The organism is Flavobacterium psychrophilum, assembly GCA_001708385.1.
GTDB classification, from domain to species: domain Bacteria; phylum Bacteroidota; class Bacteroidia; order Flavobacteriales; family Flavobacteriaceae; genus Flavobacterium; species Flavobacterium psychrophilum_A.
Map to the genome: position 1 here is coordinate 535,531 of CP012388.1, position 26,653 is coordinate 562,183.

A 26,653-nucleotide genomic window follows, 5' to 3' on the forward strand; every position below is an offset into this window, starting at 1 on the left:
CAACTGACTGATAAATAAATATTTAAACTTTATTTATCACGATGAAAATTATAAACTACTTTCTACAACACCTGAATTTTAATTTAATGTAAACTGCATTAGGAATAAGGGTAAATAAAAACCTTAATACGGTTAACTGAAATAAAATATAAACGCAAACCAAAACAAACAATGGTCTTCTACTAAATTTTCTTTAAGGTACTGAATGGTTTTTGATATCTGATTGGCAACGGCACTAGGAGTCATTTCCATTTCCACTGCTATTTCTTTATAGCTCCTTTCTTCAAATTTATGGAGAGTAAATATTTTTCTTCGTTTTTCCGGTATTTGGTTTAACAGGATCTTGATCTTCCTAAGTTTGATACTGATATCCTCTTCCCATTCAGGGATAATGTCAATATCTTCTCTCAATTTTTCTTCCAGAGAAGGAAAATTATTTTGCTTTTTGTACCATCTGGAAATTTCTTGCCTTGAACTTTTAAACAAAACAGCGTCGAGTTCAACCTGAGCATCTATTTTTTTACGGTACTTCCAAAGGTGGATAAAAACGTTTTGCACTATGTCCTCCGTATCTGCAGGCTGGTCAGTGTAGCTATTTACAAAAAGGTAGACCTTAAAATGATAGAGTTCGTAGATTTCTTTAAAACACGAATCATCTCCCTCACGCAACTTTATTATCAAATTAGTTTTCATATCCATATTAGTTGGAAAAAGATATGGTAAAATTAGTAGAAAGCTGCTCCCATAATTTAAGCTTTATCTCATTTAATAATTTAGTAACTTTAGGATTTTACTTATAATAAATTTGATTGAAACTCACATCTATTATGAGATTTTAATCTGTGATAATAACACTTCGTCATCGAAACATTAGAACTAAATTTCTTGTTATCAAAAACTTAAAACATATGAAAGGCACTAAATTCTAAAAAAATACAATTTATATATAATCTTAAACCATTTATCATCCTTTTAAATCATGATATTTTCACATTTAAAAAAACAAACCCCGGGCAGTGAAAGCTGTCCGGGGGTTTGGTTATTGTGGTTTTCTCTTTGTTTTATCGTTTCAGTGAGAAATGTGATTTAAATTCTTTGGTTGCCGTTGTGGTGCCATCAAACTCAGGGTAGGTCACCGTGAACCAGTAGTCCGTTGCCGGTACCGGGGTACCGTTTAGTGTTCCGTCCCATCCGCTGCTCTCAAGGTCCGGGCTTATCTGTTTGATAAGCTTGCCGTAGCGGTCAAAGATATAGATCACCGATCCTGTACCGCTTAAGCCTATGATGTTCCACGTGTCATGGAAACCATCACCGTTAGGGGTAAAGAAGTTAGGGTAGTCTACAATGCTTACTCCATTTAAGACCAGCTCCTGGCATGGAAAATCTGTTTTCTCATCCCATACCGTAACACTGTGGTAGCCCGGGGATACATTGGTGAATACCGGAGATTCCTGCCTTGGGCCGTTATCCAGCTGGTAGGTGTACTCCCCGTTTCCTTCTATGGTTACCGTTATGGTCTGGTTATCGCTAAAGTAGTTGGTTACATAGTACCCCTGGCCTATTGCTGATGCCTGCCCTGATTCGATTACCGTAAAGCCTGCCGATTCATCCGACACACATTCCAGTGGCGCAGGGCCCGTTACTACTACGGTGTATACGCCGCCTGTTTTGGCGATGTAGCTTCCTGAGTCATCACTATCGGTTAGCAGTACCCCGTCTTTGTACCAAAGATAGGTGTGCCCGTTTGGTACTACACCACTGTTAAGTTCCAGCTCGCCTTCGCTTGCCCCCCATTCGATACATACTGTATCGCTGCCATCTGCTGTGGTGATAACAGGCTCTGCCCTGCGCTCTACCCTTAGGGTTACCGTAGTGGTGGCACTGCATGGAGTGTCCTGTACCGTATCGCTGTTGGTTACTACGATCCAGATCACCTGGCTCTCCGGAGTCTGGTTGGTATAGTTTTCAGGGTCTTGTATCGGTTGCGGTGCAGGTACTGTAGACGGGTCAATATCGTAATAGCTTACAAGGAACACAGCCGGGTCCTGAGCGCCAAGTACTTCAGGTGCAAGTAGGGTTAAATCCCATCCTGAGGCCCTGCCGTCATTCTGGTCGTCGGTATCACATACCGCCGCAGGGTCTGCCACAGGGTTGGCTACTGCCTGCTGCTCTACGATAAGCTCAAGCTCTTTTACGATCCTGCACCCTGTGTCGTTGTTCACTACTTCTATGTATACCGTTGCACTGCCTGTTACTACATACCCTGTTATTGGCGTGGCACGTGTGGTAAGGGCTGCATCGCTAAAGTAGCCTATAGTGTAAATGGTACCTGTATTACCGCCAAGGGCTGTCTCTACATACTCCTTCAGGTTAAAGGCTGTCGGGGATGCAGGGGTGTCGTTACAGATACCATAGTCGGCAAGGTCGGCTATCGGTGGCAGTGGGTTCACTATTAGTTCAAGCTCCACTATCTGGAAGCACCTCAAATCAGATGGGTTATTGGTATTGGCCTCAACCCTTACCCATACACTGCCACTGGCACTGTTGTGGCTGGTTGGGTCAGGTATCGCATTGGTGCCTGCCTGGGCATCCTCTTCTGTGGTATAATAGCTGAACAGGTAGTTAGTACCGTTGTTGCGGATATCATCCTGTGCAAGGGTCAGGTCAAAGGGCTCACTGCCTACCTCTGTAGTATCCTGGTCGCATACCTCAAGTGGGGCTGGGTTAAAGTTGGGTACAGGTAGCGGAAGCACCCTTATGGTTAGGGTGGTATAGCTAACACACCCTTGGGTGGTGGTTACCCTTACCCAGATCGTTCTTGGGTTTTGGGCTGCTCCATTGCTGTCTGTATTTACATACGCCTTAGGGTCAGCGATTGCCACGGCGGTGCTGTCTGTTTTTGGGTCGGTGGTAAAGTAGTCTACAACGTAGTCCATGCCTACCCCATCAGGGCCCAGTATCTCATCGTCTTTTTGTGTAAGGTCAAATTCTGCAATACCGTCATTTGGCAGTGCCTCGTTACATACGGCAAGGGGTGTTGGGGTTACCAACTGGTGTGGCTTGTTGATATGGATGGTAAAGCTCGTAAGGCTATAGCAGCCTGCGGTATTCTCTACCCTTACCCAGATCACCTGCCCATCCCTGGCAATGTGCCTTGCAGGGCTGGCAATACCGTTACTACCCGCATCAGCATCAGCCTTGGAAAGGTAATAGGTGATTGTTACTTCCACAGGGGCTACTGCTTCTTTTATCTGTGTTTCATATACTGTAAGGTCTGTCCTTAGCGCCCCGTCCTGCCCATTGTTGTCGGTATCATCACAAAGGGTGATATCCTGTAGCTTTGGTGCCTGCGGTGCAGGGGTTACTATAAGGGTAACCGGGAATGGCGTGGTGTTAAAGCAGCCTGTAGTACTGCTCACTGCCCTTACCCAAAGGGTTTGTGTGCCCGGGTGGTCATTCCTGTAGTCGGTCGTATTACCGATCGGGTTGGCCCCCGATAGTGCTTCCTCCGCCGTTAGGTGGAAGGTGATCACAAGGCTTGTATCACCATTGGCAAGGGTTTCTTTTAAGGCTTCAAGGTTAAACTCACCGATACCGTTGCCATCGGTATCACATACCGTTAGCTCATCCTGTGAGGGAAGGGTAAGTACCGGCTGCGGCTCTACCCTGATATCAAGGTAGCCAAGCCTGAAGCAGCCTGTAGTGGTTACCGTAAAGCGCACATAAAGGCTCTGTACCTGTGAAGTGTTCTCATACGCCTGTGCCTGGGCGTCGGTAAGGGCATTGGTGCCCCCTTGCGCATCGGCAAGGGTGGTATGGAAGGTTACCGCTACACCGTTTAGGTTTTCATCGGTGATGAATTTATCGATGGTAGTGGTAAGGTCAAAGGTCTCTTTGTTGGCCGGCAGTGTGGTATCACACAGCGAGTAGCTGTACTCATTGGTAATAAGCACCGGAAGGGCATTCACCACAAGGCGTACCGCTACGATATAGAAACAGCCTGTGGCTGTATTGGTTACTTTGGCATACACCGTAGCTGTTGCCGATGGGTAGTTGCCCGGTGTACCGATAAGGCTGGCAGGTGTAGCTGCAGCGTCGGTGTAATAGTCTACTGTGTACTGCGCAGGGTCTAAGCCTGCAAGTATCTCAGCACTCTGGCTGTTCAGGTTAAAATGGGCTATGCCATCAGTATCGCTGGTACCGTCATCACACAGCGCATAAGGCTGCGCCGGGCTGTGGGCATCAGGCCTTGGGTTTACAATCAGCACAAGGGTTACCGTATCATAGCAGTCCGTAAGGTCCGACTGTACCCTTAGGTACAGGGTCTGGGTACCTGCTACGATATTGTCATAGGCCTCGGGTGACGGTATTACATTTACATTTAGGTCAGCATCGCTCTGGGTCTCAAAGGCGCTTACCGTTACATCGGGGATAGCGGCCTCAATAGCCTGCATGGCTGGTGTAAGGTTAAACCTTGCAAAGCCGTCGTTGTTGTCATCACATTCTGCAATAGGTGCAGGGGTGGTGGCAATAGGGGCAGGGATTACGTTTAGTTCCACACGGGCTACCCTTACGCAGTTCGTGGTAGGGTTAATTACCCTGGCCCAGATATCGGCATCGCCTGACAGGTAGGTTGGGCCCGGTTCAAAATCAGCGCCACCGGCCAGTGCCTGGGCTTCTGTCTGGTAGAAATACACCACATAGCTTGCTGAGCCTGCCGTTACCGCTGTTGCAATTTCATCAAGGTCAAAATCAGCCTCGCCAGGCAGTTCTTCACACTCGGTGGCAATGAAGTCTGCAGGGTTATCGCTTAATACCGGTAACGGGTTTACTAAAATGGTAAAGCTTGTGCTGTTACTGCAATTAAAAGTATTTTGTGTTGAGACAAATATGGTCTGCTGGCCGGCTAATGTATTGCGGAATGCTCCCGGGTCAGTAATAGTGGTTAGCGTGCCATTATTATCATAGGCGTAGGTAAGGACAAGGCCTGTATCGTTGGTGATGGAACTATACCTGCTGATAAGGTCAAAGACTTCAAAGCCATCCCCAGTGTTGTTCATATCACAAAGGCTGTAAGGTGCTATATTGTTTTTTAAAACCGGAAGGGGGTTTACCTTTAGCTGAAGTTCGCCGGTTGATGTGCACTCGGGCAAAACAGGATCTGTAACCTGGAAATATAGTGTTTCTCCACCAGCAACAGTATTAGTGTATGATGTTGGCGTAACTATAACAATATTGTTAAGTAAGTCCTCCTGAGATTTATAAAACTTAACGCTTAAATTCATATTACCTAAGTTTATCTGCGGGATTACCTGAGTAAGATCAAAATTTGTAATACCTGTACCCTCTTTATTTTCACAAGCTTCAAGACCATCAGGAACAGCAAACTTAGGAACAGGGTTTACTGTTAAGGTAAACGAAGTAATATCATAACAGCCGGTGGCAACATTAGTAATACGTGCATAAACAGTTTGAGGATTAACGATATTGTTATAATTCAACGGGAGTGGTGCGCTGCCCGCAATAGCCGCATTTTCATCCGGATAATATACTACTGTATAATCCGCTGCCGGTTGCGTACCCAATATGGACGGGGTTTGTCCCGCAAGGAAAAACTCTGAAAAACCGTCATTAGGTAATACGTCACAAACTACAAGATTAGCAGCCTTATTCGCAATTGGAATGGGTATTACTATAACGGTGTTAGTTACCGTTATAACGTTTAGTCCGATCGTAATATCTAAAGTTATTGTATATGAACCCGGTTCATTATAACTATGCGTAGGGTTTTCTTCTACAGAAGTATTTTCATCTCCAAAGTCCCAATGAACTGTCCACGAAGGCAAAACGCCACCATTAAAACAATAACTAAAATCAATAGGTTCACCAGTACAAAATGTTTGGACATCTTCTTTACCATTTATAAAAAGATTAGCATTGTAAAAAGGCTGTGGAAAACCAGCTAATCCAAGAGCATGGAGTTTTCCCCCTAAAAAAACACTAAATAAATCTAGGTTGGGGGCATCAAAATGATTAGGGTCATTAATAGCAGCAAGATAAAATTGATTATTTAGACGTGCATAATAAATTTTCCCGTCCAATCCGGTTTGTAAAGCTCCGCTTGTCCCATTAGGTGTATTATAAAAAACGACTTCTGAATCGGGTATAGATGCCGCTGTAAGATCATAACGAACTAATCCGCTATATGTAGCATATAGTACTTTACTATTTGGAGAAAATTCAGCACTATAATATAATCTATCATTAAGCGTCTCCCCTTCAAAGAGCGTCTCGCCGTTAGACACAGTTCCGTCTATATTATTAAAGTCATACAAAAGTAAACTTCCTTTATAATCTGTGAAACATGCTGCTAGTTTCTTACCGTCAGGTGAAACTCTAATCCCCCCTACCGTATCATCATTATCTGTAAAGGGACTTGATTCTGATATTATAGGGTTTTCAATATCTATGCCTTCATCAGTAAGTGAAAACACATAGAATTTCTTTTTATAATACGTAATTATCCAGTAACCTGAACAATCTCCTTTTACAGTCGCGGCAAGCTTTTCGGATACATTATTTTCTCCTCCGAGAGAAATAGGAATGTTTTTTTGCCCGGATACTACCTCTCCCTCTGTACCCAGTGTCATATCTACAATACTATACCTTAAACCATGCTTTGGACTGATTTCAATAGCGTCTGTTGTAAAAATATAAAACAGATCGGAAATTCCCGGACCGGGAACAATAAGTGTAGACTGCGTACTAGATCCACTACCGGTCAAATTCTCCCCATTACTCATAATCATATGACTCTTGGTATATACAGTAACCCCATCTGTGTAAAATAACAAATTACCAAATTCGTCTGATATACTTGAAGTACCTTCTTTTGTATTTAACGCACCATCAGTAACAGCGACAGGAGAACCGGAAGAAAAGTCTACTCCCGCATTGGCACCAAAATACCAATGAGCAGTTTGCATTTGAGCTTGTGAACTCAAAAAAGAAAAGATAAACAATACTACGTAAAATACTTTTTTCATTTATTTGTCTGGCATTTAAGAATGTACTGTATCAGAATTAAATACTTCATTTTGGTTGCCTCCAATAAAGCGGTGCACCTTTTCTATAATAAAATTTACCGGCTGAATCATCAACCGGTAAACTAACTTTAATATTATAAATGGTTTATTAATGGTTTCTGTTTATATAAACCCAGCCCGTTTGCATAGTGCTATCCGTTTTTTCAATGGCGTAGAAGTAGGTACCATCAGGTAATTCTTTACCGTCCTTGTCCTGACCACCCCACTCTTTTACATAGCCCAAGCGGGAGTAAACATCTTTCCCATAACGATTATATATAATCAGGTGGCGAACGTCCAGTCCTGTTAAATCAAACCAATCGTTCATATCGTCACCATTAGGAGAAATTCCTCTTTGGATCTGACAAATATTGATAATTACCTCTGTCTCAAATTGTGTAAAAGCCAAACACGAATCCAGATCTTCCTCCACCCTATAACGAACAACGTATAATCCGGGTTGACTCGCCTTTACATTTATTTCTCCTGTTTCAGCATTGATAGTAAGACCTGAAGTAGAACTAAAGGTTCCTCCATCAGTAAAACTTTCACTCAATACCGGAAGAGCAGAAATATCATTGGTACAAACCTCACCATAGTTGAACGAAATTGCGGGAGTTACCGAATCTGTTATGGTAATGACTGACGAATCTAAATCACCCTGTAAACACTCTATCGTTTCAACAGTGTAGGTAATCGTATAAGTTCCTTTTTGGCTTGAAGATAAATCTATTTCTCCCGTTAAAGGATCAATACTTAATCCTGAAGCTGCGCTAAACGTTCCTCCCCAGGTAAAATTATCAGCAACTACCGGAAGGAGGTTATCAGCCAATATACACACAGGGTTAACATAACTAAATTCAACAACAGCTAATGAAACCGGATTAACTTTTATAGTGATTTCTGTTCTTTCGGAAACACAATTGGTTTGAGGATTGGACGCCTGCACCCAGTATGAAACATCTCCTGTAAGTACAGGCGTAGTAAATTCTGAACCTGAAGCAATCGATTCTAGAGCATCTTCACTATCATACCAAGCAATGAGATTACCCTGCTGCGTACCTGCTACAAGAACTGCTTCCATACCTTCACAAATACTAACGGCAGTATTTGTCATTACTACAGGCAACGGTGTAACTGTAATTTTAATTTCTATTCTATCTGAAACACAAAGCGTTTGTGCATTATAAGACTGTACCCAATAAGATCTGTTTTCTATAAGCAAGGGAGTGGTAAAATCTTCTCCGGAAGCAATTGATGTTGTAGCTTCGGCACTATCATACCAAAGTATAGAGTTTCCTGTTGATGTACTTGCTGTAAGTAGTGCTTCTGTATTTTCACATACAGAGATCTCGTCATTTTCAACCGTCAGGTCAGGACGGGTATTTACTGAAACTAAAACCTCTGTTCTTTGAGAGGTACAACCTGTAGGAGAAACAGCGTCTACCCAATACGATACTCCTTCTGTTAATGCATGAATAACGAAATCCGATCCTGTAAACAATATATCTGTTGCTGTTTTTGACGAATACCAATTAATTGTATTTCCCTCTGAGGCAGCGGTTAGTGTAAATTCGGTATCCGAACAAACAGTGTAAGCTGTTTCAGCGGTAAGAACAGGTACTATACAGTCAGGTCCCAACTTTACTACCCAGTAATCAAAACCACCTATATTTGCACTTATATCGCCATCGACAGACCAACTACTTCCTATGGTGACAAACCCTCCATCAGGGGCAAGTGTAAAGCCCCAAAAATTGTCATTTAGGCTTCCCCCCATGGTTTTAGTCCAGATAATATCTCCGGTCTCCTGATTTAACTTCATCAGGAATTCATCGGTTCCTCCGCGTCCGCCTATAACTTCTCCATCTGTTGATTTTATATTGATTATGTAGCTTCCACCTATTACGTAGTTGCCATCAGGCATGATTTTAACATCATTAGCACTTCCTCTGGTTCCATAGGTTTTTTGCCATATTACTTCTCCAGAATCATTTAATTTCAACACCCACGGTGATGGAGAATTATCCGGATCGGGATGACCTACAGCGTCCCCGTCTCCCGAATATGTCATACCTGCAACCACAAAGTTACCCTCCGTAGTTTCTACAATAGAATAGCCTTCTTCCAAATTAGTACCACCGTAAGTTTTAGCCCATTGAAAGGTTCCGGCAGCATTAATTTTAAGTACCCAAAGACGACCATTAGGGTCATAAAAACCAGGGGAAATTTCATGCCCGGGAATAGCTTCAGAAATTTCTGCGCTTGTCCATCCGGTAGTAATATAGCCTCCGTCTGAAGTTTGGATAATATTAAGTAGATGCGAAAATGTAAATTGCCCTGATCCTTGATAAGAATTAGTCCACTCTATATTTCCCTGTGCATCTAGTTTGCTAATCTTAGAACCATATACATAATTATTATCGTCAGATGTTCCGTAAGTCATAATAAAACCGCCATCGCTGGTTACCTTAATATCAAAAAAAGCATCTTCCCCTTCGTCACCGTAATTTCGCTCCCACTCAATATTTCCGACATTATCAATTTTTACCAGCCAAACATCGGATCCACCTATATTACCTGACACGTCAAAATCATCTGATGAGCTGTTAGCCCCAAGTATATAGCCTCCATCCGGGGTTTGCCTTATTTTCGAAGTATCAACCTTTAACCCGCCGGCAGCAGCTCCTTCAAAAGAACTACCTCCATAAGTTTTTTCCCATTCGAGAATACCCATAGCATCAATTTTTGCAATCCAGTAATCGCTGGTGCCATAGTGATTGGTTACATTTCCTGAAAGACTAAATACATTTCCAAACACGATGTAACCGCCATCTGACGTAAATGTAATACCTCCCGCTCCATCATTGGATTCACTTCCTAAAGATTTCTCCCATTCAATCTGGGGTATTATAGTTTGTGCTTTTGAACATAGTACCGTGAGCAATATTAGTAAAGTAAATATTTTGTTCATATTTTTTTAGTTTAAGTTTTAGTGTAATAGAATATTTGTACAGTACACCACAAAACTAACAGGTATTAACATAAAATTCCGAATTAAACAGGGTACAACAGGTGCATAACGTGTATAATTTAATATGCACAACACAAGCATAACATTCATACAGATAACCATAAACAATTAAAGATCAATATCTAATATTTAGATAGCGTTTTAATAGTTAGTTTTATAATTCGAAAAATTTCAAACAACAGAAGTTATTGTGTCAAATGGCATTTTGCTATACTAAAATGCATCTTTATAAAAAGAAAGGGTAAATATGCTGAACAGCGACATTACTTGTAAAGGCTGTTAAAGATAAATTCTTTAGAATTTATTAAAAAAATAATACAGTTCCACATCAACAGGAATAGATAATCTTTTTCGAATTCTGTTTTTCTTATTTTTTACCGTTGCTGGTTCTATGCATTGTATTTGAGCAATCTCTTTGGTAGATAATTTCAATTTCAGAAATGCACAAAATTTAATTTCCGATTCTACCAGCTTCGGGTTTATTTCTAAAAGTTTTTCGTAAAACCCGGGAAATTGGTCGTGAAAAGCAATAATAAATGCCTGATCATCATTTCTTGCTAACTCGGCCAACCGTTTATAGACATCTATATCCTGAATCTTTACCAATTCATTAATCTGCAAATAGGCTTCTTCTGCCTTTTCCTGTTTCTCCAATAACTTGTTCTTTATATACAAGCGTATCATGATACCAAGACTGATAAGCAGCAATATTCCGGATGCAATTCCTATATAAACGGTATAATTTTTCTCTTCAAGCAGCTTGTCATTTATTATTTTGTGCAACGATTTGTTTTTGTTTTGCTCCTGCTGCAATAAACTGTTTTGTAATTTTTCAAGGTAATGGTTTGCTTGTTGAAGACTGTCGGTTGTCTTGTATATTTCAGATAAGCTACTATAAATAGTATTAATATTTTCTATTGTAGGATTGATATAAGATACTTTATTTTCAGCTTTTTTATAATTTAATATAGCTTTGGTGTACTCTTTCCTTTCTTTATGTACATAACCCAAAACAAGGTAATTATTGAATTGAACAATATCGGGAGTTTTGACCCTATCACTTAGCAAAAGTGACTGATTTATAAAGTATTCTGCGGAGTCAATATCAATTTTGGAATAGATCTCTCCCAGGTTTGTGTTGTTAATACGCAAAAGAAATTTTCTGTTGTCGGAATCTTTAAGTTTTTTTATTTCTTCATTTGCTTTTAATAACATATTTGCCGCCTCATGTGATTTTCTCATATGTCGATAAGCGGCAGCAGCGGCGGAATAAGCATTTATTCTGAGAGTTATAAGATCCTGTGGATCTGCCTTATAGTTTGTTTTATCAAGAAGTTCTGTTATTACTTCGAACTCTTCTAACGCCTTAGCCGGCAAATCACTACTTAAATAAATATTCGAAAAATGCAGGTGTGCGGTAGCTAAATAATGTAAGTTTTTATATTCTTCGGCTTTAGCTTGCAGCTTTTTTGTAGCATCTATTGCTTTTTTTAAATCTTTATTAGTATAATACCAACACTGGCGCGATATTAAAATAAGTTCCGTTTCCTTATCTTTTTCTTTTATTGCCCAATCCAGTAAGTCGTCAATATCATTAAAAGCTTTATCAGAATTGGTCAGTAACAGTTGGCGGTTTTCAACAACACTCTCTTTGAGTGTTCTAGTCTTTCGTCTAGCGGTATCGCTTTGTGGAAAGACAGAAAATGTACTAAAAACTGCAAAAATAAATATGACCAACAGAATTCTTCTATTCATTGTAAGCGCCGTAAAACATTAGGTAAAACCAAAGATATATTATTTTAGGGTATATCGGTTAAAATTGATTTTTAACTAAGTAAATTCTTTAAGCCAGTTTTAAATATGGTTCTGTTGCATCCGTTTTTTAAAATCTTGGAATTAGAGCACGGCTACTTTATGATGACATTTACAGAATTATTTGAACATAGTTATATCACGATTAGTCATCTGATTTTTCCCTATCATATGTATAACTCTATTCCACTCAATGTTATTTTAGCATTCAAAACTTTTAGAGAATACTGTTTTGTACTCGACATTAATGAACAATCTAATTCGGATATAATAAAACTGTTTAAGGATTAACAAGTAAAACATATTTAATCCTACTAATAAACGTCAAATCTCAATCGCCTTTTTAACTAGTATCGATTCCCGGTGAGAACCTAATCGAAGTTTAAAATGTTAATTTTTCATTGCTTACAACCAATGGGAAACTGTCTTAAAATTACATGTAAAACTTGTCCCTCATTGTACCACTGAGATTTAAAACGCCTGTAAAATCAAGTGTATGACTTTCTGTATCGGTATATAGAGGAAAAAATGACAAAACAACATCACAAACAAAACCAGTTAAAGCTTTAAAACAGCCATTTAACTGGTTTTTATTACAGACTTGCGTGATTCCGTCGCACCCATATAATAGTATAAAAGTTTACACCATTTATTTATACACAGATGAAGAGAAAAGATAAAGTAGGGAATAGCTGGTGAATGGATGAAACGTTTATCAAAATGGTAGTTGTTTGGTATTATTAGTATAGAGCTGCTGATAAGTCAGGTGTTACAGTTGGTTTTTTATTGACCAGAAAAAGAAAGTGCACTTTCTTTTTCTGGTCAAGCAATAGCTATTAATTGTAGACTAAGTAATTACAATTGACAAAAGTGGTTCTAATACTGGGATTATCAATGTTTATAATAAATATTTTTCTCAAAAATTAAGCCACTACAATGTAAATATCTCAACAATATTGTTGAACACATCATCGTTTTATTAAATGTAGAATACAAAGTATCTTAGGCTTTAAAAATTTTGAATCGGCTAAGAGAACATTGAGTGTATGTTCAAATAATTCTGTAGACTGGCAGGATAAAGTTATAGTGCTCGAATTTCTTGGATTTTAACAAACAAATGCGACAGAACCTTAATTATAAAGGCTTTGAAGTGTTTTATAATTGTCGGTTGTAGATCAACTTTAATAACCAATTATAAACTATTCACTAAACGACACCGATGCCATAAATAGATATTTAATTCAGTCTTTCCACTTTAAGTTTCCTTTTCACAATTTGCCAAGTACTCAATCATGCTACTTTCATGTTTAGAAACTCCCGACCGCGTATGTATTTAATATTCATGAATAAACATTTTTAAAGATTAAAATGAAATTAGTAAGTTATCGCTGATCTCAAATAAATTGCTAGATGCATTTGACAAGGCGATTAATATTATTTTTCAGGTTGTATGTAGTAGTCCACTACTACACCATTAACCAGCATTTTATTTTCCGAATAAGTTACCTTTCCTTTGGCTGGTACCATAACAAGTATTAAAGAGTTTTTAGCCCCGATTTTTACCTTGGCAGAAGATATATTTCTGGCAACGAATGTTCCCGACACTGTGTCATACAAATCTACTTTCTTTCCTTTCTGAGCCTTGACAGCAATTGTTTTTTCCACAGTAAAGGGGTTATAATACAGATAGGATGGATAAGCCTTACCGTGAAAGAAATCGGTGGCTAATAGGTCTAACTGCAAAATACCTTCAACATTTGTCTCCTTTATAATACTACCAAAGATTCCAACATGCCCACTTCCGTAAACGCTTAACTGAGATTCCTGAGGATTCTTGCCCGGAACCCACAGCGGTCCGTCGCCCTGTGCTACAGGGGCATGCAAGTTTTGGTACTGGTCGTGATTGGATTTTTTGATAATACCCTCATAAGCAATAACATTTTTACCCTCGCCTGCAAGGCCGGGAATAACCTCATGATCATCAGGCATATACTGCGGGTAAAATAATTTAGAGGCATTGGCGGCATTAAGCATCCATTTACCAATGGCGTTAGCATAGGATTGGTTGTACCTTACCATGGGCACCAAAGGCCATGCAGCATCGTAGGTATTCATTAAGAAGCCGTAACCGCCATGATCTACTATACTGCCCACGATGCCCGATATGTCGTAGCCATTCCAGTTACCAACAAGAGCGCCCCAGCCTTCACGGCAAATTGGGGTTCCGTCAAAACTCCAGTGCAGCATTTTGTCAAGATCGTATGATTTGCCATGTTCTGCATTTATACTGGCTGCCAGGTATGCCCCAAAAGGCATAAGCAGTTCATAGGTTGGATTAGTGGTTTGCGACTCTAAAGCGGACAATGCCGACAGTGCACCATCAAGATATTTTTTATCGCCAAATTTCCTGTAGGCAGCATACAATATCCACGCGTGCCCTGCAGCGGCATCGGGCTGTGAACAGATATTGTTTTTCATGGGTTTCATCTTGCCATAATCAAAATAGGAATAGTCGTAATTACCACCTAGTATAAGGTCGGCCTCATAAAACTTATCGGCAATTTTGCGTGCCATCCCTTCAAACCCGGGTTCATTTGGATATTTATCGTATATACCATAGAACAAAAGGTTAGGATACACATCATACCACCAGTCGCGCCCGTAGCCTCCCCCTAATAAAGCCACCTCAGGGCAGGTATTGTTCATCATGATATCCCAGCCAGTCTCACTGTTGAAATAATTTTTAAGCATACCCACATAATTGCGCTTTTGGTGGTCTGCCTTATCAATACCTACAAGTGTTGCGCCTAAAGTGGCCCCCATAGTGGCGAGCGCTTCATGAAACATACCATTGTTATTGGCTGGGCCCTGGCGCACATCTCCTATTGCAGTATACAGTCCTACGACATCCTGAGGATAGTTTTTTTGTGATGTATCGACCCACACCAAAGGCCAAAATTTTCCTTTGGCATTGAAATCGTAAACCGTGTTGTCAAAATCATGTGCCAGTTTATAATAGTCTATTATTTTAAAAGGTTCAGGCATATCAGTCATCATAGTTACACGTGGTATGGCCTGCTGCTTAACCTGTGCAATAAGGCTGGCACCGGTAAGTAAAAAACCGAAAAGTACGGATATAAAAATAATATTCATGAATTGATGATTGTTTGTGTTAAACTAAATTTGCTGCAGTTTCTTCCATTGCTTTTTCTTTGGGTACTTCCGCAGTATCCGGGGCTATCTTGTTACCATGGGCAATAATTCTTTTGCTGATAAAAATAGAGCACAACTGAAGAATTGCGATAATGCCGATGGCGTAGCGAAGTGCGAAATCTTCTGAAACCACAAAATATAAAACCAGGAATGTTCCCGCACCTATGAGCCTGCCCATATATAAACCCGACTCGTGGTTTAATATATAAGTAAATTCCCCTCTCTTTTCAATGCGCGATACTATATCTATGACGCGCAATTGTATTGGATAATAGGCAAGGTCCATTAGGGGCTTGGCTATAAGCAATAACAAGAGGAAAATGATAACTCCCGTCTGGTTATAAAGCAATCCGTTCAGGCAAGCGCCCAAGGCAAATAATATAAGTCCTGCTGAGAACGTCTTGATTCTGTCCGACGGCTTGGATAAACGACCGATAAAATAGATAACGACAGCAGCGAGGATTGCCCCTACCGATAACGCATTTCCTAATGCCCCTTCTTCACCTAGTATCTTAAAGATAAGCATAGCCGGTGCAGTAACTAAGAAACCCTGAGCCAGACCTTTAAACATTGCCAATGATAGTAATTTGTACCACAATGGGTGAAATTTGAAAAAGATGTACTTTTTTTGCACAGGATTCTCAAATTTCCCCTTAAAGCACACTAACGAAGCTAAAAAGGTAATTACAAAGACAATACCTGTAATTATTACATACGCTCCATGCTTTTGGTCATCTCCAGACTTCGATTGTATGAACCAGCCAATTGCCGCCGGAACTACAATAGCTATGATGGTATAGATAAAGGTCTCAAGGCCATAGTAATAATTCCTGTTTTCATCATTCGTAACCGATACGGCAAGATAATCCCGGTTTGACCAGTACAGCCCGAAAGAAAGCCCCATAGTAATGCCTGCCACGCCTATTCCAAAAAGGTCAAGATTCTTTAGCGACATCATAATGATCATGGATATGCCGCTAAGCATCATCCCTATAGCATACAGTTTTCTTATGTTAACGTATTTCAATAAAAAGCCGTTTATCAAAAAGGTCAGCGGAATACCGGTATATATAGCCAGTTGGTAAATTACAACTTTTGAGGTATCGTCAGAGTTCCGCATTATATAGGCAGCAACAAAAATGTCGATGACCGGCTGCACCAGTGCATATACCAGATTCGTCCAAATAAGTATCTTGAAATTATGGGTCTGGCTTTTAAAATGGTTAACTTCAGATGTAAGTTTCTTTAACATTAGTTATATTTTAAAAGTGAAAGTATCTCTGTAATAGAAAAATTGGCACCACAAACAAATTCGTCAGATGCACCATAATATACCCTTACTGTATCGCCGTCAGGCTCCACAATATGCCCGTTGGTAAACACTACATTGCCAAAAAAACCGCTTATTTCATAGTCTGCCGTTGGCACCATAATAGGATCTTCTGTTCTTGCCACTACTTTAGAGGGATCATTCAAATCCAGTAAAAAAGCCCCCAGGCAATACTGATGATTTTCATTGGCACCGTGATAAATTTCAAGCCAGCCTTTTTCTGTCTTAATAGGAGCGGCTCCCGCTCCTACCCTCTTACTGTCCCAATTCCCTTTTCGTGTTTTTATTATGCACTTATGGTTACCCCAGTGAACACAGTCAGGGGATGACGCTATCCAGATGTAGTTACCGCCAATATCGACACTGCTTGGACGGTGGAGAGCGTAATAAAGGCCGTTAATCCTTTGTTCGAAAATGGCGCAATCTTTATTATGGGCAGGCAGTATCATGCCGTGCTTATCAAATTGTTTCCAGTTGTTTGTAGTACGCAGGCCAACTCCGACACCGTTATCTGAGACCGAGGTAAAAGTCAGGTAATATGTACCCTCGATCAGGGTAACACGGCAGTCTTCTATACCAAATGTTTCTAATAGGCCTTCGCCTACCAGCAAGGGATAATTTTCCGGCTCGTAGAATGTAACCCCGTCGTCGCTGCACATAAGTCGAAGATGTGACAGGGTGGTCAAATAGTCGCTACCTCTGTAATTAATTACCCTGGCGTCGGTGGCAACCAGTTGCGGATCATCAGTGGCAATTTCCATAATGGTAATACTTCCGGTCTGAGTAAGTACAGGGAACGAGATAATCCCCTCTTTTTGATGCGGCCTTTCTGCAACGCGGACAATAAGCCATGTTTTATCCTGGAAGGTAAACACACCCGGGTTAAGCAGGCATGTAATTTCAAGTCCATCGCTACTCGAGGGTATATCTTTTGGAGAAAGTAGAGGATTTTGGGCAAAGCGTTTTGCAATGTCTTTCATTCTTGAATATTTTTTGGAAAGAAAAGAGTTAACCCAGACCTGCGTATGCAAGGCCTGAGCTAACCCAAATTTATGTTTTAGTATCCCGGGTTTTGTTTCAGGGTTCCCGCAGAGGCATCAATTTCCGATTGAGGTATGGGATAAAGCATATGTTTATCCTGGAAGTTTTTGCCATGGTCTGCCATTACATCTTTGGCGATACCCCAGCGTTTAAGGTCAAGCATCCTTTGATTTTCAAAACCAAGCTCCACCCTACGCTCTGTGATAATCCAGTTCTTAATTGTTGCCTTATCAGCAGAAGCCGGCCTATCGGTAAGCGTACCTGTGGGTGCCAATACACCAGCCGCGTCTGGAGTGGTTCTTGCTCTCTCTCGGATCCGGTTTATTATAGCAATAGCCCCGCTATGATCACCAAGTTCATTTAGGGCTTCTGCTTTCCACAAAAGCACATCCCCATAGCGCATATAGATTTTATTGTTTGGAGCCTCATCGTTGCCTTTGTTAGACCCATCAGTACTGCCAAGCATCTTATTAATATTTTGTGCTTCAGTATTTACAGTGTATAATTTTCTTGGATCATTCGGTTCAAATGCATCCAGGAAATCCTGCGATGGTGCAAAAAATCCCCATCCTAAAGGCGCGCAGATACCATTACCTCTTCTTGGTACAGCATTGGTCTGGTGGTCGAATGCAAAAATGACCTCGTTATCGGTAAATTCACTGCGGAACGCATCAAAGTAATGGGTATTAAGGTCAAAACCTAAAGCGTTTAACTGATCTACTAACGCAGGTACATCGGCCCAGTTTTCATTGTATAGTTGTGTTTTGGCTAACAGGGCTATAGCGGCACCTTTTGATACCCGCCATTTCTCTGATTCAGAAGAATATTTTGACTGTGGCAACAATGGTATAGCCGCATTAAGGTCAGTTTTTATTTGCGCCCATACCTCTGCCTTGTCAACGCGCACCGCAAGTTCAAAAGACTGTTCATATGTCCTTACGGGCTCTAATAGTAACGGTACATCGCCAAAATTCGTTACCAGAGAGAAATAGAAATAGGACCTAAGGAAATAGGCTTCGGCAAGCAATTGATTTTTCCTTTGTGTTGTAATTCCTGTTACCGATTCTATATCGGGTTTAGTCAGGTGGAAAATAGCGATATTAATTCGTTTTATCCCTTCAAAGTTATATTTCCAAAGGCCATTAGGCCCGCCATTCGTTGACGTAAGGGTGAAATTATTGATCTCATCGATCCACGGCTGGTCTCCGTCACTGACCCATTTTTTTTCCATATCGTCAGATGCTATATCCTGCATCACATAATCATTTTGAAAAACCAGGCCGCCTGCCCAGTTCCATGTACCCAAAAGATTAAGGCTGTTCGAAAGCATGTCATACGATGATCGCACAGAATTTTCCAGTATTGTCACCGTTGGTGTACTATCCGATTGATCCAGGGTCACATTACCGTAAGGCGGTTGATCAAGATCATCCTCGCACCCCGTTACTACCATAATTCCGACCAACAGGCTAATTTTTATAAAATTTTTCATAGTGTATTTTATCTATAGTTTTATTTTAGCGCCAAACATTATCGCAGCGGATTGTGGATAGGTACCCATATCTACCAGCGCGGTTGATTCGGGATCAAGCCCCGAATACTTTGTCCATGTTACTAAATTTTGACCGGATACATAGATTCTCAGGTAATTCACCCCAGCCAATGCATCGCTGCTAAATGTGTATCCCAACTCTATGTTTTTCAGTCTCAGATAAGATGCATCTTCTACAAAAGTGCTCGAGATCTTTTCTCCTCCAGTCCTGTTGAAAGTAAGCATTGGTATGGTATTGCTTGTTCCCTCTCCATTCCAGCTCCCAAGTACGGCGGTTGTCGAGTTAAAAAAGCGCGTATCATAATCGATGATCTGTTTAAGGTCATTATAGCGGTCTACATCTTCAACCCCTTGCAAGAGAAACGATAAATCAAAGTTTTTGTAGGATGCGTTAAAGGAAAGTCCATAGGTTATTTTCGGGACAGGGTTTCCTATAAAGGTGCGGTCATCAGCGTTTATCTGTCCATCGCCATTAAGGTCCTTGAAACGCATTGTTCCCGGCTTGCTGTCGCCTACCTCTGTATACAATTGGGAATCTACCTCAGCCTGGTTCTGATAGATACCCTCGGTAACGTAACCGTAGTAGGCATTAAGGGGCTGGCCTATAACCGTGCGGCTTCGACCGCCAGCATCTTCCAACAGACGCACATTTTCGTGAAGTTTTGTAACCTCATTGTTTAGTGTAGCCATATTTGCATTAACGCCATACTTAAATTCATTATCATTGTTTTGAAAAGCAACCCCCAGTTCAAATCCTTTATTTACAACCGTGCCTGAATTCACATATGTTGCCGCAATCGTGCTACCCGCTGTAACTCCCGGAGGGAGCACTGCCAGCAAGATATCATCTGTTTTCTTATGAAAATAGTCCGCGGCAAGTGTTAGTTTATTATCCAGCAGGCCAAAGTCAAACCCTACATTTGTTTGAGTGGTCGTTTCCCATTTTACATCATCATTTCCAAAACGCGTTATCGTAGGCCCCAAAGGCGAAGTAACGTCAACAAAGGTCTGGTATGCTCCGTTTGGTATTTCCTGGTTACCGGATTGCCCCCAGCTCGCCCGTAGTTTCAGGTTGGATAGCCAAGCCGTGTCTTTTAGGAAATCTTCATTACTTATTATCCAGTTACCGGCAAACGATGGGAAATACCCCCATTTATTGTTTGGCCCAAATCGCGATGATGCGTCAGCCCGAAATGTAGCTGTTGCGTAGTACTTGTTATTGTAACCGTAGGTTCCCGACCCGAAGAAAGACAACAGGCTCCAACTTTGGGCACTGCCGTCGTTTGATGGACGTGGATAGGGTGAATCACCCAATGCTTGGCCGCCGTTTCCTAAATATCGGAACGGGTCGGTCGTGTTATCATAATTTGACCTCGCACCCACGATATTAGACCATTTATTTTTAATAAACTCGTGCCCTAAAAGCAGGTTTACACTATGTACATCATTAAATGTTTTAACATAGTTCAGGGTATTCGACCAGGTAAAAGTAACGTCCTGCGCCCTGCTTTCGCTTAAGCTGTTAGGCCTGTTTACTCTTCCAAGATTATAATAAATATCGTTTACGTCGGTGATATCCCTGTCGCCATAGTTTTCATAGAACGCTTTGTTATGGTAAAACTTCAGGTCCATGCCCAGGTTTGTCCTGAGTTTAAGTGATTTGTCCGATAAGAAACCATATTCTGCAAAAACATTACCGAAATTTTGGAATGTTTGTCTTACATCATCTGTAAAATGTACGATCGCCAGCGGATTTGAAGTAAACTCATACCTGTTGCCAAGATAATTCGTCGGGCTAACGTAAAATGGTAGATCTGTATATGGATTCCTACCTGTGTAGGTCGGGTCGTTTGGATTTTTGTAGACAGGAATTACCGGAGGACGTAAAAAAGCGTGTCGAATTACACCCGGCGCGTCGCCACTGGAAGACAATTTGTCCTGATTCTGAAAGGTAATCTGCATATTTGCACCCACGGTAAAACGGTCACTTATCTTGCCATTAATGTTGGTCCGAAAATTTACACGCTTGTACTGATCATTATTATCTGTAACAATTCCATCCATGTCATAGTAACCACCCGAGATAAGATAACTCATCTTTTCCGAACCCCCACTGGCAGATAACTGGACGTTTCGTGAGACGCCCATAGTAAATAATTCATCCAGCCAATTGGTATTGGCAAGGTCAGTTCTTGTTCTCCTGTCAATAGCATAAGGGCTTTCGGATCCTGGAGCATTACCTGTAGTATTGTGCCACGATGTGTCCATCACCGATAAGTACTGGTCTGCATTAAGCATCTTGGGAAGGTTCGTGGCATAATGGATGCCTGTAAAAAAATCAGCGTCAAAGCTTGATTTACCTTCAATACCTTGTTTAGTCGTAACTATCACTACACCCCCCGATGCCCTTGAGCCATAAATGGCAGTCGCAGATGCATCTTTTAAGACAGATAAAGTTTTAATATCCTGCTGGTTAAGAAAAGTAATATCTCGGGTTGGAACCCCGTCAACAACATACAGTACTTCATTATTACCAATGGTGCCTTCACCCCTTATTCGTATTTTACTTCCATCGCCTGGTGCCCCGGTATTTGCTGCTACAAACACGCCAGCCGCTTGTCCCTGCAACGCTTGGGCAACATCGGGTACCCTTGTCTTGGCTAAATTCTCCATATTTACCTGTGTTACTGAACCGGAGATAGAACTTTTTCGTTGTCCTATATACCCAACCACTACAACCTCGTTAAGCGTTTTTATATCGGCTTTAAGAGTTACACTTATCTGTGTGTGTCCATTTACTTTGACCTCCTGGATAAGGTAGCCGACATAGCTGTAAACAAGTACAGCATTAGGGTCGATCCCGGCGATCGTATAGTTGCCATCAAGGTCTGTCATTGTGCTCACCGATGTACCTTTTACGGTAATAGTGGCACCTAGTAGCGGACCGGTTTCATCGCTAACAACGCCTGTTACGTTTTGAGCGTATATGACATTTCCAAAAAACAATGTCAATACCATCAGAAGATTGTAAATAATTTTTTGATTCATAGCGATACTAATGATTGATTAATAACTGAGTTGCTTGTTTTCATGTTGATAAATTTTGGGCTTGTTGAACTAAAGTTAGTTTACTATATCGTTTGCGTTATAAAAGTAATTTATACATAAAAAAACAGTGTACACTATTTCTTCAATTGTGTACACTGCGTATTAAAATGTTGATTTTCAGTTGTTTGAAAAAAATGATTTCTTTAAGCTGTATTTCATCTGGTAGTTCTTTGGCGTTGTGTTATACAACTTTTTAAACTCGCGGTAGAAATAAGAGCGGTTGTTAAATCCCGATCTATAGCAAACCTCAGAAACTGTCAGCACATTTTTTCTCAAAAGCTCTGCAGCATATTTTAACCGGATCGTACGTATAAGATCACTTGGCGAAAGCCCAAAAATTTCCTTCGTTTTTCGGTACAGTGCGGAATTGCTTATGGCAAGTATTTTTTCTAAGAAAGCACTGTTCAAATGTTCACTATCAACATTCTTACGGACTAAGTCTATAACGACCTTTATAAAATCCTTGTCACTGTTACTCACATGGATCTGGGCAACTTCACCTGTCACTATATCGCTCGTAAAATGCTGTAGTATCCTTTGTTTCTCCTCTAAAAGCTTTTTTATCCTGATTAATAAATGATCCGGATAAAATGGTTTTGGTATATATGAATTGGCTCCATTTTCCAACCCTTCTATCCTGTGTACTACAGAATTTTTAGCAGTAAGCATAATAAAAGGAATATGGCATGTCCTGAGATCAGTTTTCACCGTTTTACATAATTCTACCCCGTCCATTATAGGCATCATAACATCGCTGATAATAATATCGGGAAGTTCAACTGCAATAGCTGCCAGTGCCTCTACTCCATTATAGGCTGATACTATCCGATATTCTTCTTTCAAAAGGTCGCTTAAGAAAAGGTGTATTTCTTTTTCATCTTCGACAATAAGTACTACTTTCTTTTGATTTTCGACTACTTCAAAAGCTATGATTTTATCCGATCTTATTTCACCGGTATCGTTGACCGATAATTCAACTACGTTTTTTAAGTGGTTTGAGATGGTGGCTGCGGACAGAACAGTGTCGATTTCTTTATCGCTAAAAGCTGAACGATCGCATGGTATAAGTATCTTAAACCGTGTTTCTTCATTAGGAATGCTTGATACAAAAATATCACCACGCAATACTGTAACAAGCTTTTTGATAAAGGCAAGGCCAATTCCGGTCCTAAACAATTCCGTATCAGAGGTCTGATTGGTATCAGATAGGAAAAAACGGTCAAACAGCGACTCTAGCTTATCTTTCGAGATACCTTTGCCTGTATTGGTAATAGTAAAATCAAACATTTTTGTACCGGTATTTTCTATAGTACAGCTGATGTTGATTTTTCCGTTTGCAGGAGTATATTTAAATGCATTGGACAGTAAGTTAAATATTATTTTCTCCAACTTATCTTTATCGAACCAACCCGATAACTCTTGCGGTATGTCAATCGTATAATCAATATTCTTATCAAAAGCCCAATCATCAAATAGTTCGGCAATCTGTTCCAAAAGATTCACCAGATCAAAATGTTTTACCGATACATCAAGATAATCGTATTCCGCCTTACGGAACTCTAGCAACTGTTGGGTAAGAAGCAGTAACCGTGATGTATTCCTTTGAATCATGGTTACAAACTTTTTATTTTTTACGTCAAGATTCCCTGATTCTGCTATTTTTTCGATAGGACCCGCAATTAAAGTTAATGGAGTCAAAAACTCATGGGCAATGTTTGTAAAAAAGGTAAGCCTGTTTTCATGCAGTTCTTCTTCGTTTTTTATAAACAAAAGCTTCTGCCTTAACGATTTTCTCTTTAAATAATAACTCCTTACAAAAAACACAAATAATATTATGAGAATGCCATAAATCACTACGGCTGTGTTCGACTGCCACCACGCGGGATGTATTGTAATTGCAATGGCACGAACAGGTTTTGTCCAGACACCGTCAGCATTTGACCATCTAAGCCGCAACAAATAGTTCCCCCTTGGCACGTTTGTAAAGGAGATAACTTTACGGTTATCAATTGTATTCCAGTTCTTATCGAAGCCTTCGAGCTGGTAGGCATATTTGCATTTCTCATTATTGGTAAAAGTTAAGGCAGTAAGATGGATATCGAAGAAATTCTGGTCGTGGTTCAGTGCTATAGACGAGGGGATGGTGTGGTAAGGGGTTATCAATACACTTTGGTAGTAAGGCATATCCCTGTTTTGACCGCTTATCCGGTCAATGAAAAGATCGGGGAGCACTTTAGACTCCATTATTTTTTGAGGGAGGAAGTAGTTAAATCCTTTTATGCCTCCCATAAAGATATATCCAGAAATACTATCTCTATAAAAGGCGCCATCGGCGAACTCATTATTTTGGAGACCGTCATTTTTCGAATAATTAATGAATTTATCAGCATCGGTTATAAAATTCGATAGGCCGAAGTTAGTGCTTAACCAAATACTCGATTGGTCAGCAGAAACTATTCCGTGTATTGTGTTATTGGGCAGCCCATCCTTTACAGTGTAACTTTTAAAAATAGATTTTCCTGCATTATTTGTTTCCAGCGCATTCAGCCCAAAGCTTGTGCCAATCCACAATTTATTGGCTGAATCCTTTACAAGGCACAAAACATCGTTACTTGAAAGACTTGCAGGATCACCCGGATTATTCTTATAAGCGACAAATTTTTCTGTTTTCTTATCAAACAGATTCAAACCGCCCAAACGCGTGCCAATCCAAAGTTGTTCATCGTTACCTGGAATAATCGAGAATATAATGTTACTGCTTAGATTGCCCTGGCCTTCGGCATCAGCAGTATATCTTTTGAAATCCGATATCTTTAAGCCCACACCAGTTCTTACAATCCTGCACCGTATCATCCCATAACCATTTGTACCAAGCCAAATAAATCCGTTTTTATCCTGATAGATTGCATAGGTCGATTTAAAGTAGTCACATTTATTGGTTCCCACTATTTGCTTCCAGCTTATTAATCTTGAGCGTTCGCTATCAAAAACCTGGATTCCTGTACCGTCGGACCCGATATAAACAAGATTATCCGATCCGTTGTTTAGTGCAAACACCGAATTATGAATAGCGCTGTTATTTTCATCAAAGTTCTCGTACCTAAAAGGTTTCTCATTATGTTGTAAGAAACCGGATGGAAAGCGGAACAATCCTTTTCCTTTTGTACCTATAAAAAATGTACCGTCGCTGGCTTTAACAAAAGTCCTTACAATTCCACCATCAAGCTCATTCAGCTGTGTTTTGGTGACCAGGTTAAAGGACTTTTTTTGCGGCTGAATTTTAAAAACACCCTCTCCGTCTGTACCTATCCATAAAATATCTTCATTGCCTTCTCTTAAAGCTGTTATTTTTTGGCTGACGATATTTTTAATCCGGGATGTTTTAACGACCTTACCGCCAGCATCTATGGTCAAATAACCTGACTTGCATAAGAGTACAAGTCCTTCCTTGCTGTTGCCAATAATACTTTCAACATTTTTTTCTGCATCTACCCGATGTGTTTTGTTATCCATAGACAGTATAATCACCTTACCTGGAGTTGTCACCATACAAATATTCTGGTTCGGCATAATCTCAAATGTATCCACCTGCCCTGAAATACGTTTTGATGTGTCAATTGATTTTTTACCTGTGCTTGAGGTTTTAAGGTTCAGGCGGAAAAGATCGTTATCCTGCGTTAGCGCGATGAGTGTCCCGTTCCTTAAGAATCTTAGTTTCTTAATGGTTTTACCATCCAAAAAGCCACTGTCTATCTTTGTAAAGGAAATACCATTATAAAAACCTATCCCCCAGCCCTTAACCGCACAAAATACATTTTTAGAATTGTCAATAGCCATATTAAATTGAGCCTCAGACAAGGGTGTATTGCTGTCCTTTGAAAATTGAAAACTCGTAAATGTATTGGTGTGTTTATCATAACTGTTAAGCCCATGCATGGTAAGTATCCATATTTTTCCAGCCCTATCTTCACCTATGTTTAATATTACCTGGTTGCTTAGCGACTTTCTATTGCCTGGTTCGGGTCTGAAAATTTTAAATTCATTACCATCATAACGGTTTAAGCCATCCCAGGTTCCAATCCAAATTAAACTTTCAGAATCCTGAAATATGCAATTTACCGAACTGTTCGAAAGTCCTTTTGTGTTATCTAATTGCTCTACAGTATGAGCATCGGATATGGCATCACTGTTTTGTTTAAGTGCCCTTAAACCGGTTTTAGCTTTTAGTATTCTTCCGTCCTTTATATGCAAAGCCGTCTTTGCACTATTTTCGCATGAAAACAATGCAATAAGACTTGCGATAATAGGTAAAATTTTTGCTTTCAATGTAAGTATGTTACGCTGCGATGAATCTAGCTAATATACAAACAATAAATGCCCCATTGTCATTATATACTATGTTTAATTGTTGAATCGTTAATATTACCACGTTATAATTAAGCTCTTGTGTATCCTATTTTCAAGAGTTACTTTATGCA

General features: G+C 40.3%; 11 protein-coding genes. 1 reads left to right on the forward strand and 10 read right to left on the reverse strand.

The features are described from left to right. Positions 1 to 132: 132 nt before the first annotated feature. From ALW18_02390 to ALW18_02405, 4 genes are all read right to left on the reverse strand, one after another. Positions 133 to 693 carry an RNA polymerase subunit sigma-24 gene (locus ALW18_02390; protein ID AOE54280.1) on the reverse strand — a complete coding sequence of 187 codons (561 nt, stop codon included), beginning with the start codon at positions 691 to 693 and terminating at the stop codon, positions 133 to 135. A gap of 368 nt (positions 694 to 1,061) precedes the next feature. After that, positions 1,062 to 6,986, reverse strand: coding sequence for a hypothetical protein (locus tag ALW18_02395; protein ID AOE51470.1), 5,925 nt, complete (start codon positions 6,984 to 6,986; stop codon positions 1,062 to 1,064). A 208-nt stretch (positions 6,987 to 7,194) separates the two neighbouring features. Beyond that, entirely contained in the window at positions 7,195 to 10,059 is a 2,865-nt protein-coding gene (locus ALW18_02400; protein ID AOE51471.1) for a hypothetical protein, read from the reverse strand. A 354-nt stretch (positions 10,060 to 10,413) separates the two neighbouring features. Further along, positions 10,414 to 11,874: a hypothetical protein gene (locus tag ALW18_02405; GenBank protein ID AOE51472.1), complete on the reverse strand. Its 1,461-nt coding sequence runs from the start codon at positions 11,872 to 11,874 to the stop codon at positions 10,414 to 10,416. Between the two features lie 105 nt (positions 11,875 to 11,979). On the opposite strand from ALW18_02405, the gene ALW18_02410 reads away from it, so the two are divergent. Continuing rightward, entirely contained in the window at positions 11,980 to 12,222 is a 243-nt protein-coding gene (locus tag ALW18_02410) for a hypothetical protein (protein AOE51473.1), read from the forward strand. A gap of 1,143 nt (positions 12,223 to 13,365) precedes the next feature. Here the strand turns inward: ALW18_02410 and ALW18_02415 are convergent. The 6 genes from ALW18_02415 to ALW18_02440 form a co-directional block, all read right to left on the reverse strand. After that, positions 13,366 to 15,075 (reverse strand): hypothetical protein, encoded by a 1,710-nt coding sequence (locus ALW18_02415; protein AOE54281.1) that lies wholly within the window; start codon positions 15,073 to 15,075, stop codon positions 13,366 to 13,368. Positions 15,076 to 15,103: 28 nt separating this feature from the next. After that, entirely contained in the window at positions 15,104 to 16,396 is a 1,293-nt protein-coding gene (locus ALW18_02420) for an MFS transporter (GenBank protein ID AOE51474.1), read from the reverse strand. Further along, on the reverse strand, positions 16,396 to 17,454 hold the full coding sequence (locus tag ALW18_02425) for a glycosidase (GenBank protein AOE51475.1): 1,059 nt from the start codon (positions 17,452 to 17,454) through the stop codon (positions 16,396 to 16,398). The genes ALW18_02420 and ALW18_02425 overlap by 1 nt, the downstream gene beginning before the upstream one ends. 77 nt (positions 17,455 to 17,531) lie before the next feature. Next, the gene (locus ALW18_02430; GenBank protein AOE51476.1) at positions 17,532 to 19,007 is read right to left on the reverse strand and encodes a hypothetical protein; all 1,476 of its coding nucleotides are present in this window, start codon (positions 19,005 to 19,007) and stop codon (positions 17,532 to 17,534) included. Positions 19,008 to 19,019: 12 nt separating this feature from the next. Then, positions 19,020 to 22,115 carry a hypothetical protein gene (locus tag ALW18_02435; protein ID AOE51477.1) on the reverse strand — a complete coding sequence of 1,032 codons (3,096 nt, stop codon included), beginning with the start codon at positions 22,113 to 22,115 and terminating at the stop codon, positions 19,020 to 19,022. 177 nt (positions 22,116 to 22,292) lie between these two features. Next, positions 22,293 to 26,501, reverse strand: a complete 4,209-nt coding sequence (locus tag ALW18_02440; protein ID AOE51478.1) for a histidine kinase — start codon at positions 26,499 to 26,501, stop codon at positions 22,293 to 22,295. Positions 26,502 to 26,653 lie beyond the last annotated feature (152 nt).

Bases quoted from the DNA above. Each gene is read 5' to 3' on its own strand.
- ALW18_02390 (AOE54280.1), bottom strand. From the start codon at position 693: ATGAAAACTAATTTGATAATAAAGTTGCGTGAGGGAGATGATTCGTGT.
- ALW18_02395 (AOE51470.1), bottom strand. From the start codon at position 6,986: ATGCAAACTGCTCATTGGTATTTTGGTGCCAATGCGGGAGTAGACTTT.
- ALW18_02400 (AOE51471.1), bottom strand. From the start codon at position 10,059: ATGAACAAAATATTTACTTTACTAATATTGCTCACGGTACTATGTTCA.
- ALW18_02405 (AOE51472.1), bottom strand. From the start codon at position 11,874: ATGAATAGAAGAATTCTGTTGGTCATATTTATTTTTGCAGTTTTTAGT.
- ALW18_02410 (AOE51473.1), top strand. From the start codon at position 11,980: ATGGTTCTGTTGCATCCGTTTTTTAAAATCTTGGAATTAGAGCACGGC.
- ALW18_02420 (AOE51474.1), bottom strand. From the start codon at position 16,396: ATGTTAAAGAAACTTACATCTGAAGTTAACCATTTTAAAAGCCAGACC.
- ALW18_02425 (AOE51475.1), bottom strand. From the start codon at position 17,454: ATGAAAGACATTGCAAAACGCTTTGCCCAAAATCCTCTACTTTCTCCA.
- ALW18_02430 (AOE51476.1), bottom strand. From the start codon at position 19,007: ATGAAAAATTTTATAAAAATTAGCCTGTTGGTCGGAATTATGGTAGTA.
- ALW18_02435 (AOE51477.1), bottom strand. From the start codon at position 22,115: ATGAATCAAAAAATTATTTACAATCTTCTGATGGTATTGACATTGTTT.